General features: G+C 71.7%; 12 protein-coding genes. 7 read left to right on the top strand and 5 right to left on the bottom strand.

Features of this window, described 5'->3' with window-relative positions:
* Positions 1-7 precede the first annotated feature (7 nt).
* Both B9B60_RS12280 and B9B60_RS12275 read right to left on the bottom strand, forming a co-directional pair.
* Positions 8-715 carry a response regulator gene (locus tag B9B60_RS12280; protein WP_084451787.1) on the bottom strand — a complete coding sequence of 236 codons (708 nt, stop codon included), beginning with the start codon at positions 713-715 and terminating at the stop codon, positions 8-10.
* Positions 694-1896, bottom strand: coding sequence for a sensor histidine kinase (locus tag B9B60_RS12275; RefSeq protein WP_143445562.1), 1203 nt, complete (start codon positions 1894-1896; stop codon positions 694-696). The genes B9B60_RS12280 and B9B60_RS12275 overlap by 22 nt, the downstream gene beginning before the upstream one ends.
* Before the next feature lie 144 nt (positions 1897-2040).
* Between B9B60_RS12275 and B9B60_RS12270 the strand changes: the two genes are divergently transcribed.
* Together B9B60_RS12270 and B9B60_RS12265 are read left to right on the top strand one after the other, a co-directional pair.
* Positions 2041-2937 (top strand): ABC transporter ATP-binding protein, encoded by an 897-nt coding sequence (locus tag B9B60_RS12270; protein WP_084451842.1) that lies wholly within the window; start codon positions 2041-2043, stop codon positions 2935-2937.
* Positions 2934-3725 carry an ABC transporter permease gene (locus B9B60_RS12265; protein ID WP_084451785.1) on the top strand — a complete coding sequence of 264 codons (792 nt, stop codon included), beginning with the start codon at positions 2934-2936 and terminating at the stop codon, positions 3723-3725. Before B9B60_RS12270 ends, B9B60_RS12265 begins: the two co-directional genes overlap by 4 nt.
* Here B9B60_RS12265 and B9B60_RS12260 read toward each other — a convergent pair.
* On the bottom strand, positions 3718-5280 hold the full coding sequence (locus tag B9B60_RS12260; protein ID WP_084451784.1) for an FMN-binding glutamate synthase family protein: 1563 nt from the start codon (positions 5278-5280) through the stop codon (positions 3718-3720). The genes B9B60_RS12265 and B9B60_RS12260 overlap by 8 nt on opposite strands.
* A gap of 47 nt (positions 5281-5327) precedes the next feature.
* On the opposite strand from B9B60_RS12260, the gene B9B60_RS12255 reads away from it, so the two are divergent.
* From B9B60_RS12255 to B9B60_RS12235, 5 genes are all read left to right on the top strand, one after another.
* Complete coding sequence (locus tag B9B60_RS12255) at positions 5328-6578, top strand: lipase family protein (RefSeq protein ID WP_159451203.1); 1251 nt, start codon at positions 5328-5330, stop codon at positions 6576-6578.
* Between the two features lie 76 nt (positions 6579-6654).
* A complete protein-coding gene (gene efp, locus B9B60_RS12250) occupies positions 6655-7215 on the top strand; it encodes an elongation factor P (RefSeq protein WP_072624767.1) in 561 nt (186 codons plus the stop codon).
* Complete coding sequence (gene nusB / locus B9B60_RS12245) at positions 7216-7629, top strand: transcription antitermination factor NusB (protein WP_072624766.1); 414 nt, start codon at positions 7216-7218, stop codon at positions 7627-7629.
* 9 nt (positions 7630-7638) lie between these two features.
* Entirely contained in the window at positions 7639-8826 is a 1188-nt protein-coding gene (locus tag B9B60_RS12240) for an AI-2E family transporter (RefSeq protein ID WP_200811220.1), read from the top strand.
* Positions 8823-9479, top strand: a complete 657-nt coding sequence (locus B9B60_RS12235; RefSeq protein ID WP_084451779.1) for an NUDIX hydrolase — start codon at positions 8823-8825, stop codon at positions 9477-9479. Before B9B60_RS12240 ends, B9B60_RS12235 begins: the two co-directional genes overlap by 4 nt.
* A 6-nt stretch (positions 9480-9485) precedes the next feature.
* Here B9B60_RS12235 and B9B60_RS12230 read toward each other — a convergent pair whose 3' ends face one another.
* Together B9B60_RS12230 and metI are read right to left on the bottom strand one after the other, a co-directional pair.
* Positions 9486-10334, bottom strand: a complete 849-nt coding sequence (locus tag B9B60_RS12230) for a MetQ/NlpA family ABC transporter substrate-binding protein (RefSeq protein ID WP_084451777.1) — start codon at positions 10332-10334, stop codon at positions 9486-9488.
* A 77-nt stretch (positions 10335-10411) separates the two neighbouring features.
* Positions 10412-12112: a methionine ABC transporter permease MetI gene (gene metI / locus B9B60_RS17795; protein WP_327078589.1), complete on the bottom strand. Its 1701-nt coding sequence runs from the start codon at positions 12110-12112 to the stop codon at positions 10412-10414.
* Positions 12113-12152 lie beyond the last annotated feature (40 nt).

The raw sequence follows: 12152 nt of genomic DNA, 5'->3' as shown, positions 1-12152 counted from the left end.
AGCAGGGTCAGACGCGGTCGTCGAGCTCGGCCTCGTGGACCGTGATGGCGACCTGCACGCGGTTGTCGGCGTCGAGCTTGTCGAGGATCCGGCCCACGTGCGCCTTGACCGTCGCGACGCTCAGGTAGAGACGGGCCGAGATCTCGGCATTGGACAGGCCGGCACCGACCGCCTTGGCCACGTCGAGCTCACGCTCGGTGAGCGCGGTCAGGCGGGCGCGGGCGTCGTCGCGGGCGACGTGGGCGCGGCCGCCGGAAGCGGTGCGCACCGACTCGAGCACCTGGGCGGTGACGCTGGGGGAGAGGATCGACTGGCCCGCCGCGACGAGACGGACGGCCTCGACGATCCGGTCCGGCGGGGTGTCCTTGAGCAGGAAGCCGTCGGCGCCGTGCCGCAGCGCGCGCATGACGTCGTCGTCGGCGTCGAAGGTCGTGAGGACGATGACCTTGCTCGGGGAACCGCTGCGCACGAGCTCGTCGGTCGCCGCCAGCCCGTCGAGGCGCGGCATGCGGATGTCCATGAGCACCACGTCGGGGGAGTGCTCGGCCACGACCGACACCCCCTGGCGCCCGTCCTCCGCCTGCGCGACGACGGTGATCTCCGGGGCGCCACCGAGGATCATCGCCAGTGCCGTGCGGACCATGGGGTCGTCGTCGACGAGGACGACGGAGATCGGTGCCCTGCTCGAGTCGCTCACGTCGGCCACGGTAGCCATACCGCAAGGCGGTGCCGTCCCTCGGGGGTCCAGCCGTGCTCGATGCGGCCACCGGCGAGGTCGACGCGTTCGGAGAGCCCCAGCAGCCCGGTGCCCGTCCCGGGCACCTCGGCGTGGGCCGTCTGGACGGAGCGGGGGTTGGTCACGCTGATGTCGAGACCGGCCCCCGGCGCGCCGGTGAGGCGCACCTCGACCCCGGCTCCTGGCGCGTGCTTGCGGGCATTGGTCAGGCCCTCCTGGACGACCCGGTAGGCGGTGCGGCTCGTCGACTCGGGCAGGTCCGCGACGTCGAGGTCGGCGTCGACGATCACCCGCGTGCCGCCGGCTCGTGCCTCGTCGAGGAGCTCGGGCAGGTGGACGAGCGTGCTCTGCGGACGAAGGGAGGTCCCCTCCTCGTCGGCGCGCAGCACCCCGAGCACCTCGCGCAGGTCGGTGAGGGCAGCGCGCGCGTTGCCGTCGATCGCCGCGATCGCCGCCCGCCGCTCCTCCTCGGGCAGGTCGTGGCGATAGCTGAGGACACCCGAGTGCATGGTCACCAGCGAGATGCGGTGCGCGAGCACGTCGTGCATCTCCCGGGCGATGCGGGCGCGCTCGGCCGTCTGGGCCCGGGCGACCCGGGCCCGCTGCTCCGCCTCGGCCGTCTGCGCCCGTTCGACCCAGGAGCGCACGAGGGCCCGCCGCGAGCCGATCGAGTAGCCGATGGCGACGATGACGGCGATGACGAGCAGGTTGACCAGCAGCTCACCCCACAGGGGGAGGGCCTCGGGGTCGGGGTAGACCACGCGGGTGCTGAAGACCCCCGCGAGGGTCGTGAGCAGGACCATCGGCGCGATCTCGGGCCAGCGCTGGCGGGTCGCGAGCGAGACGAAGGCGACGGTCTGGGCACCGGCCGCCACCGTGGACACCGCGCTGAGGACGGTGGTGACGAGCGTGATCGGCACCGGCCAGCGCCGGCGCCACGGCACCAACGCCGCGGCCACCAGGCCGATGACCGGGTCGACGAGGACGAGCCACGCGGCACGCCAGGAGTCGGGGATGTCGGCGTCGCCCGGGTAGAGCAGGGCGATGGTGAAGAACCAGAAGGTCAGCCCGAGCAGCAGGGCGGCGCCGACCCGCCAGGTCGTGTCCCACCAGGTCAGGCGGTCGGGATGGCGCTCGTCGGGTGCCGCAGTGCTCGTCACGGGCCCACCGTAGGTGGTGACGACCCGGCCGGACATCCGCCGTCGGTCCATGACGAAGGGGGGACACCCCCTTCGGAAGTCGTAGTCGCGGTCGCGACCTGCGGGCGATGTGCCGACCCCCTGTCGGGGCGGATCGTGGTCGTCATGATCACCGCCACCCACCTGACCAAGCGTTACGGCGACTTCACCGCCGTCGACGACATCACCTTCACCGCGAGGCCGGGCAGCGTCACCGGCTTCCTCGGGCCCAACGGCGCGGGCAAGTCGACCGCCATGCGGATGATGACCGGCCTGACCCCGCCGACCTCCGGGGAGACGACCGTCCTCGGCCACCGCTACGCGGACCTGCGCAACCCCGGGCGTCACGTCGGCGTCATGCTCGATGCCTCGGCGCAGCACCCGGGGCGGACCGGGCGCGAGGTCCTCACGCTTGCTGCCCGGACCATGGGCGTCGGCTCCGACGCCGTGACCCGTGGGCTCGCCCGCGTCGGGCTCACCGACAAGGAGGCCGGGCGCCGGGTGCGCAACTACTCGCTCGGCATGCGCCAGCGACTCGGTCTGGCGACCGCCCTGCTCGGCGACCCGCAGGTGCTCGTCCTCGACGAGCCGGCCAACGGTCTCGACCCGCAGGGCATCCACTGGATGCGCGGCCTGCTGCGTGACTTCGCCGATGCCGGGGGCACCGTGCTTCTGTCCTCACACCTGCTGAGCGAGGTGCAGATCATCGCCGACGAGCTCGTCATCATCGGCAACGGGCGGATCGTCGCCGAGGGCACGACCACGCAGCTGCTCGAGCAGCAGGGCACGCGGGTGCGCTCGCTCGACGACAACGCCCTCGAGGTCGCCCTGCGCGCGGCCAACATCGACGTCGCCCTGACGCCCGCGGGTCTGGTCGCCCAGGCCCCGGCGGCAGCCGTCGGCCGCGTCGCCCTGGACGCCCGCATCGTCCTCACCGACCTCGCTGCCGGCTCCGCCGGTGGACTCGAGGAGCTCTTCCTCACCCTGACCGCCGCTGACTCCCGAGGAGCTGATGCAGCATGAGCACCACGACCGCACCGTCCACGACCACCGACCCGACCCCCGCCCCGGCACCGATCGACCTCGACGGCGACCTCATCCCCTTCGCCCGGCTCGTGGGGGTCGAGGTGCGCAAGATGGTCGACACCCGCGCCGGGATGTGGATGCTCATCACCATGGCGGCGATCAGCTTCGTCGTGTGCGGGGTGCTCATCGCCGTCGGGGAGGGCGATGACATCTCGATGGCGACCTTCCTCGGCTTCATCACCATGCCGATGCTCGTCCTGCTGCCGATCATGGGGATCATGTCGGCGACCCAGGAGTGGAGCCAGCGCACCGGTCTGGCGACCTTCACCCTCGTGCCCCGGCGCGGTCGGGTGCTCTCCGCCAAGGTCGTCGCCTCGCTCGTGCTCGCCCTCGGGCTGCTCGTCGTCGCGGCCCTGGCGGCGGCGCTGTCCACGCTCGTCTCCGGAGGGGACTTCGCGCTGGAGGGGCTCTCCGTGCCCGGGCTGGTCCTCACCGCGCTGATCTTCACCCTGCAGGGCGTGGCCTTCGGGGCGGCCCTGCTCAACACCCCGCTCGCGATCGTCACCAGCCTGGCGCTGCCGACCGTGTGGACGATGCTCACGTCGATGAGCGAGCGGATGAGCGACATCGCACAGTGGCTCGACCTCAACATCGTCACCGGGCCGCTCGTCGAGGGGACGATGACCGGCTCGGACTGGGGTCACCTGGCGACCGGTGGCCTGGTCTGGGTGGGAGTGCCCCTGGCGATCGGGACCTACCGGGTGCTCACCCGGGAGATCAAGTAGCCGGGACCTCCTCGTCCTCGCTGGAGGGCGCGGCCTGCGACATGATCTCGATGATCGCGGCCGCGTCCTCCTCGCCGAGGTGGCCCCAGCCGGGCTCGTAGTCGTAGACCTCGCCGAGCGGGGTCGCCTTGCGGTTGCCGAGGAGCAGCTCGACGTCGTCGACGGTGAGCAGGCCCGGGTGCCAGACCCCGCAGGCCTCCGAGACCTTGAGCAGGTCGCGGCGCAGGGTGCGCAGGTAGTTGTCGACCCGGTGCGCCTTGAGGGTCGGGTCGAGGCCCCGGGAGAGCCAGGGATTTTGCGTGGCGACACCGGTCGGGCAGTGGTCGGTGTGGCACTTCTGGGCCTGGATGCACCCGAGGGCGAGCATCGGCTCGCGGGCCACGTGGACCATGTCGACGCCCAGGGCGAAGGCGACGAGCGCATTTTCGGGGAGGCCGAGCTTGCCCGAACCGACCCAGACGACCCGGTCGGTCAGGCCGGCCCGGGCGAAGATGCCGTAGACACGGGTGAAGGCCAGACGGAAGGGCAGGGCGACGGCATCGCTGAAGACGAGCGGCGCCGCGCCGGTCCCGCCCTCGCCGCCGTCGATGGTGATGAAGTCGACGCCGCGGGTGCCGTCGGCCATCGCGGCGGCGAGCTCCTCCCAGAAGGTCGAGTCGCCGACCGCCGACTTGATGCCGACCGGCAGGCCGGTGACCTCCGCGACCCGCTCGACGAAGTCGAGCATCGAGTCCACGTCGTCGAACTCCGTGTGCCGCGACGGGCTGGCGCAGTCCTCGCCCTGCGGGATGCCTCGGGTCTCGGCGATCTCGGCCGAGATCTTGGCGGCGGGCAGCATGCCGCCCAAACCCGGCTTGGCGCCCTGGCTGAGCTTGATCTCGATCGCCCGCACCGGCGCCGACGCGACGACCGAGGCGAGCTTGTCGAGGTCGAAGCGGCCCTGCTCGTCGCGGCAGCCGAAGTAGGCGGTGCCGATCTGGAAGATCAGGTCGCCGCCCTGGCGGTGGTAGGGGGAGAGCGAGCCCTCGCCAGTGCAGTGCATGGCGCCGGCCAGACGGGCTCCCTCGTTGAGCGCGTGGACGGCATTGCCCGACAGCGAGCCGAAGCTCATCGAGGAGATGTTGACGACCGACTGGGGGCGGAAGGCGTGCCGCCGCACGCGCGCGGCGCCGAGGACCTTGGCGCAGGGCAGGGGGGTGTCCTCGCCGGCGTGCGCGCTCGTCGCGGGGGCCACGGACGAGAAGGTGCGGTGCTTGAGGACCGGGTAGCCCTCGACGCGCTCGACGTCGTTGTCGGTGCCGAAGCCGACGTAGTTGTTCTCCTTCTTCGACGAGGCGTAGACCCACGCCCGCTGGTCGCGGCTGAAGGGGCGCTCCTCGTCGTTGCTCGTCACGATGTACTGGCGCAGCTCCGGCCCGATCCGCTCGAGCAGGTAGCGCGCGTTGGCGACGATCGGGAAGTTGCGCTTGAGGGAGTGCTGGCGCTGGAGGAGGTCGCGGGCGGCGAGCCCGGCGGTTCCGGCTGCGACGGCGGCGAGCAGGGCGGTGGACTTCATGCGTGCCATCCTGCCTCGTCGGGCACCGGTCTGCGATGATGCGCGACATGGCGATCGGGGGACGGCGACGACGCGGGATCGTAGGACTTGCCGCGCTCCTCGTCGTGGCGGTCGTCGTCGCGGCGCTCCTGTGGCGGACGCGGGGCGACGGCGACGAGCTGGTGACCGGGCCGTCGGGAGAGGCCTTCTACGAGACCACCGCCGAGCAGCTGGCCGCCGGCCGGCACGGCACGATCATCTGGTCACGCCGCGTGGTCGACGGGCCGACGATCGGCGGGACGACCCACCTCGTCATGTACCGCTCCACCAGTGCGAAGGGAGAGCCCGTTGCCGTGTCCGGCGTGGTCTCCGTCCCCGAGGGCGAACCGCCGGCGGGCGGGTGGCCAGTCATCAGCTGGGGCCACGGGACGACCGGTACCGCAGACCGGTGCGCGCCGTCCCGGTCCCTCGTGGACGAGCAGACCGGCGTCTACGCGGCCTCGATGGACCGGGCGACGGCCGATCTGGTTGCCGACGGCTTCGCCGTCGTGCGCACCGACTACGAGGGGCTGGGCACGCCCGGGCCGCACCCCTACCTCATGGGCCAGTCCGCCGGGGCGGCGATGAGCGACATCGTGCTCGCCGCGCACGAGCTCACCCCCGACCTGTCCTCCCGATGGGTCGCGATGGGGCACTCGCAGGGGGCGCAGGCGGCGATCTTCACCGCGCGCTTCACCGATGCCTACACGCCCGGTCTCGACCTCGTCGGCATCGTCGCCATCGCCCCGCCGAGCCAGCTCGGCGTCGTCGTCGAGATGGCCGAAGGTGGGGCACCGGCAGGGACCTCGGCCGACGAGGCGGCGGCGGCCGAAGGGCAGGACGCGGGCTTCCTCGGCCCGCTCGTCGTCGCGGCGGCGCGCACCGCGGACGTCCCGGTCGAGCAGGTCGTGAGCCCCCAGGGGCGGCGGTTGCTGCCTCAGCTGGAGCAGCGGTGCATCGCCGAGCTCTTCCGTGACGACTCCTTCGGCGGGATGCAGCTCACCGACTTCGTCCGCGGGGACGCCGACCTCTCCCGGATCCGAAGGACGGTCGGGACCAACGACGCGGCCGAGGTGCTACCGCAGGTGCCGGTCCTGCTCGTCCACGGCGACCGGGACACGACCGTCCCGGTGCTCCTGAGCGACCGGCTTGCCGAGCAGTACGAGGAGCAGGGCGCGGACCTGGAGTACGAACGGGTCACCGGGGCCGACCACATCTCGGTCCTCACCGAGGGGGAGCCGCGGGTGCGCGCGTGGGTGGATCGGGTCTTCGCCGGTTAGGATGCTGGGCGGCCCGCGCGCCCTCGGCGCTGCAGTGGCAGGCACATCTGACGACGACGCGAAGGCGAGCACACCCGTGGCAACGACGAATGACCTCAAGAACGGCATGGTCCTCAACCTCGAGGGGCAGCTCTGGAGTGTCGTGGAGTTCCAGCACGTCAAGCCCGGCAAGGGCCCGGCCTTCGTGCGGACCAAGCTCAAGAACGTCACGAGCGGCAAGACCGTCGACAAGACCTTCAACGCCGGCACCAAGGTCGAGACGTCCAACGTCGACAAGCGCACGATGCAGTACCTCTACAACGACGGCACCGACTTCGTCTTCATGGACCCCGACACCTACGACCAGATCCCGGTCGCGCCGGAGGTCGTCGGTGACGCGGCGAAATACATGCTCGAGAACCAGGAAGCGGTCGTCGCCCGCCACGACGGCAACGTCCTCTTCGTCGAGCTGCCGGCGTCGGTCGTCCTCGAGATCACCTACACCGAGCCGGGCCTGCAGGGCGACCGCTCCACCGGTGGCACCAAGCCCGCGACCCTCGAGACGGGTGCCGAGATCTCCGTGCCGCTCTTCCTCGAGCAGGGCACCAAGGTCAAGGTCGACACCCGCGACGGGTCCTACCTCGGTCGCGTGAACTGAGTGGGAGCCCGGACCAAGGCGCGTCGCCGCGCGATCGACCTGCTCTTCGAGGCGGAGTCCCGAGGGCTCAACGCCGGTGAGCTCGCCCGCGAGCGTGCCGAGTCGCCCGTGACCCCCGCGCCGCTCAACGACTACACGATCAGCGCGGTCCAGGGAGTCGTCGCCCACTGGGGCGACATCGACGACGCACTGACGACGTACAGCCAAGGGTGGAGCCTGGACCGCATGCCCGACGTCGACCGCGCGATCCTACGTCTGGGCGCGTGGGAGATCCTCTTCAACGACGAGGTCCCCGACGGCGTCGCCGTGAGCGAGGCGGTCGCCCTGGCCACCGAGCTGAGCACGGACGAGTCGCCGAAGTTCGTCAACGGCCTCCTGGCGCGCATCGTCGAGGTCAAGCCCACCCTCGTCTGAGGAGAGACATTGAGCACAGCGCACGACCCGGCGCAGGTGCCGGCGACCACCGTCGATCGAGGCACCGTCATCGGTGAGGGCTTCACGTGGCTGGCGCGCTGGTCGTGGCGCCTGCTGCTCGTGTCCGCCGGCGCCGCCATCCTGTGGTGGATCCTCGGCAAGCTGTGGGTCGGGGTCTTCCCCGTCCTGCTCGCCCTGATCGTCGCGACCGTCCTGTGGCCGCCGACGCGGTGGCTGCGGTCCAAGGGGCTGCCCGACGCGCTCGCCGCGGTGCTCGTGATCCTCGGTGCCCTCGTCGTCTTCTTCGGCGTGCTGGGGGCGATCACCCCGTCGCTCATCAGCCAGTCGGGCGACCTGGCCGACTCCGCCGCCAAGGGTCTGTCGGAGCTGCAGCAGCGGGCGGCCAAGCCGCCCTTCAACCTCGACAACCAGACGATCAACGACGCCGTCAGCACCGCCCGCACCTGGCTGCAGGACCGGGGCGGTCAGATCGCCACCGGCGCTCTCGCGGGAGCCTCGGCGGTGGGTTCGGGTGTCGTCACGCTCGTGCTCGTGCTGGTGCTCGTCTTCTTCTTCCTCAAGGACGGGCCGGCGTTCCTCCCCTTCGTCCGTCGCGTCAGCGGACCGCGGGCCGCCGCCCACCTCACCGAGGTCGCCACCCGCTCGTGGGCCACCCTCGGTGGCTTCATCCGCACCCAGGCGGTCGTCTCGGCCGTCGACGCCGTGCTCATCGGCATCGGTCTCGTCGTGCTCGGGGTGCCGCTCGCCTTCGCCCTGGCCGTGCTGACCTTCTTCGGTGGCTTCATCCCGATCGTCGGTGCCTTCGCGGTCGGCTTCCTGTCGGTCCTCGTGGCCCTCGTCGCCGAGGGGCCGTTGACGGCCCTGCTGGTGCTGGCGCTGATCATCGCGGTGCAGCAGATCGAGGGCAATGTCCTCCAGCCCTTCCTCCAGGGCCGCTCGATGCAGCTGCACGCCGGGATCATCCTGCTCGCCGTCACCATCGGGGGCACCGTCTTCGGCATCGTCGGGGCCTTCCTCGCGGTCCCCGTGGCCGCCGTGGGCGCCGTCGTCCTGCGCTACCTCAGCGAGCAGGTGGCCCTGCGGGCCGGTGAGATCACCGCCGACGAGGCCGAGTCCGCGACCGAGGAGGGCTCCGACGTCGCCGAGGTCGAGCAGGACACCGCGGTCACCGAGTGAGCGTCCTCCCGCGTCCGGCCGTCAGCGTCATCCCGCTGCGGGACGGGGCGCGGGGCCCGGAGGTCTTCGTCCAGCACCGTCAGCAGACGATGGACTTCGCCGCCGGTGCCGTGGTCTTCCCCGGCGGACGGTGCGACCCCGACGACGAGGCGAAGGGGGCCGACCTCGCCCTGTCGTCCGCGACCGTGGCCGACCACGTCCACAGGTGGAGACTCGTGCCCGTCGACGGGGACCGCGCCGTCGACGCCCGCACCCTCGTCGCCACCGGGCTGCGCGAGCTGGTCGAGGAGACCGGCCTCGTCGCCGAGCCCGAGGCGCTGCTGCCGTGGGACCGCTGGGTGACGCCGGAGGGCCCGCCGAAGCGCTTCGACGTCTCCTTCTACGTCCTGCCGGTCCCGCACGCGTCCGCGCGCCAGCCGGCGCACCTCACGAGCGAGGCGGTCGACTCGCGCTGGGAGGCCGTCGCCGACCTGCTCGCCGCCGGCCGCGACGGGAGCGTGCGCCTGATGACCCCGACCCGCGTCATCCTCCAGGAGCTGCTCGACCTGGGCACCGTCGCGGCCGTGACACGACTGCGGCCGGTCATCACGTGTGTCCGTGACGACCGGCCGGGGTCGCGCCCGCGGGCCACCGACGTGGCGCCGCAGGGCTGAGCGGGCTCAGAAGGCGGGCAGGACCTCGCCGTCGGGCCAGGTCTGCTCGATGTACTTCTTCACCTCCGGGGAGTGGAGCAGCTCGTCGAGCTTCTGCAGGCCCTCGTTGTCCTCGTTGGCGGACTGGACGGCGAGGAAGTTGGCGTAGGGGTTGTCCTTGCCCTCCTCGACGACCAGGGCGTCGTCGACCGACAGGTCGGCCTCGATGGCGTAGTTGCCGTTGATGACGGCCGCGTCCAGGTCCTGCAGGGAGCGGGCCAGCTGCGCCGCGTCGGTCTCCTTGAACTCCAGGTCCTTGGGGTTGTCCTCGACATCGAGGATCGTCGCGTTGGTCGCGTCGACGCCGTCCTTGAGGGTGATGACGTCGTGGTCGGCGAGCAGCTGCAGCGCCCGGCCCTGGTTGGACGGGTCGTTGTTGATCCCGATCGTCCCGCCCTTGGGCAGGTCCTTGATGTCGTCGATCGAGTCGGCGTAGAGCGCGAAGGGCTCGATGTGGATGCCGTCGTAGTGGGCGAAGTCGTAGCCGCGGTCCTCGACCTGCTCCTCGTAGTAGGGCAGGTGCTGGAAGTAGTTGGCGTCGAGCGTGCCCTCGGAGAGCTGGACGTTGGGCTGCACGTAGTCGTCGAAGGTCTTGATCTCGAGGTCGAGGCCGGCGTCGGCGGCGAGCTCCTTGTCGACGTACTCGAGGATCTTGGCGTGCGGCGTGGGGGAGGCGCCGACGGTGATCTTCGTGACGCCGTCACCGTCGGCAGCGGGACCCTCGGCGTCGTCCTGCATCAGACCGCACCCCGTGAGGGCCAGGGCGGAGACGGACAGGACCGCGGCGGCGCGGGTGGCGGTGCGGGCGGGGGACATGGGGGTTCCTCTCTGTGGTGGCCGGTCGGCCGGGGTGGGACGAAGGGAGTGGGACGCGGGCGTGGTGCCGGGCTCGGTCAGCGGCGGTCGAGTCGACGGGCGACGAGGTCACCGATGACCTGCACGGCGGTGACGATGAGGACGAGCAGCGCGACGCACACGACCATGACGTCGGTCTCGAAGCGGTTGTAGCCGTAGCTCATGGCCACGGCCCCGAGGCCGCCTCCACCGACCGCGTCGGCCATCGCCGTGTAGCCGATGAGGGCGATGAGGGTCGTCGTCAGGCCGGCGACGAGGCCCGACCTGGCCTCGGGCAGCAGCACCTTGCGGGTGATTTCGCGCCGCGTGGCGCCCATCATCGTCACGGCCTCGACCTTGCCGCTCGGCACCTCGCGCAGGGAGGTCTCGACGAGTCGGGCGTAGAAGGGGATGGCGCCGACGGTGAGGGGCACGACCGCGGCCTGCCAACCGATCGAGGTGCCGACGATCAGCCGGGTGACCGGGATGATCACGATCATCAGGATGAGGAAGGGCAGGGAGCGGCCGAGGTTGACCAGCGCGCCGACGAGACGGTGGGTCACCGGGCTGGGGGAGGTGCCGTCGGGCGAGGTGGTGAAGAGCAGCACCCCGAGGGGGATGCCGAGCAGGGCCGTGATGAGCCCGGCGACGGCGGTCATGCCCAGGGTCTCGAGCACCGCGGTCGGGACGATCTCCCGGATGACCGGGTTGTCGAACCACTGGTCAGCGGGAATCGCGATCAGGGCGCTCATGCGGCCACCTCCGGCGACAGGTGGGCGGCCTCGAGGAGCCGGACGGCCTCGGCAGCGTGCCCCGGGTCGACCTCGAGCTGGATCCGACCGACGCGTCGGCCGGCGATCGTCTCGAGGGTGGCGGCGGCGACCTCGGCCGGCACCCCGCCCTCGCGCAGGAGGCTGAGCACGGCGTCGACGCTCGTCGTGCCGGAGCGGGGGTCGCCGAGCGAGACCTCGACGTAGCCGCCGGCGTGCTCGAGGGGGAGCGGGGCAGCGGGGCAGGGGGATGAGGTCGCGGTGCAGCTGGGTGGCGGCGGCGGTGACGACCTCGCCGATCGGGCCGGTCTCGACGACGCGCCCGTCGGCCAGGAGGGTCACGGTGTCGCAGACCTCGCGGACGACCGAGGGCTCGTGGGTGATGATGACGACGGTGATCCCGAGGCGCTCGCGCAGGTCGCGCAGCAGGCCGAGGATCTGGCGCGTGGTGCCGGCGTCGAGCGCCGAGGTCGGCTCGTCGCACAGCAGGATGTCGGGGCGCGTGGCCAGGGCACGGGCAATTCCGACGCGCTGCTGCTGACCGCCGGAGAGCTGCCCGGGGTGGTTGTCGGCGCGGTCGGTGAGGCCGACGACGTCGAGCAGCTCGGCGACCCGGGCACGGCGGTCCTGCGCCGACCACCCGGCGATCTCCAGGGGGAGGGCGATGTTGTCGGCGGCCGAGCGGGAGTCGAGCAGGTTGGCGTGCTGGAAGACCATGCCGAAGCGGCGCCGGACGGCCCGCAGGTCGGCGCCGCGGAGGGCAGGGATGTCGGTGCCGTCGAGGTCGACGGTGCCGGCCGTCGGCTCCTCGAGCCCGGTGAGGCAGCGGATGAAGGTCGACTTGCCGGCGCCGGAGCGGCCGACGATGCCGTGGATGGAGCCGCGGGGGATCGACAGGGTGATGTCGTCCAGGGCGACGACCGGGCCGCGGGCGGAGGCGTACTCCTTGCGCAGGCCGCGCACGTCGAGCAGAGCAGGGGTGTCGGTCACCGGAAGGTAATAGAAAGTTATGGAACGCATAAGCAAAACG

The organism is Janibacter indicus, assembly GCF_900176385.1.
In the GTDB taxonomy this organism is placed as follows: domain Bacteria; phylum Actinomycetota; class Actinomycetes; order Actinomycetales; family Dermatophilaceae; genus Janibacter; species Janibacter indicus.
Note: the sequence above shows the minus strand (reverse complement) of the source record. Positions and strands in the feature narration are given on the sequence as shown.

Coding starts and splice junctions, on each gene's coding strand:
- B9B60_RS12230 (WP_084451777.1), bottom strand. CDS start 10,334: ATGTCCCCCGCCCGCACCGCCACCCGCGCCGCCGCGGTCCTGTCCGTC.
- B9B60_RS12280 (WP_084451787.1), bottom strand. CDS start 715: ATGGCTACCGTGGCCGACGTGAGCGACTCGAGCAGGGCACCGATCTCC.
- B9B60_RS12270 (WP_084451842.1), top strand. CDS start 2,041: ATGATCACCGCCACCCACCTGACCAAGCGTTACGGCGACTTCACCGCC.
- B9B60_RS12260 (WP_084451784.1), bottom strand. CDS start 5,280: ATGAAGTCCACCGCCCTGCTCGCCGCCGTCGCAGCCGGAACCGCCGGG.
- B9B60_RS12265 (WP_084451785.1), top strand. CDS start 2,934: ATGAGCACCACGACCGCACCGTCCACGACCACCGACCCGACCCCCGCC.
- B9B60_RS12255 (WP_159451203.1), top strand. CDS start 5,328: ATGGCGATCGGGGGACGGCGACGACGCGGGATCGTAGGACTTGCCGCG.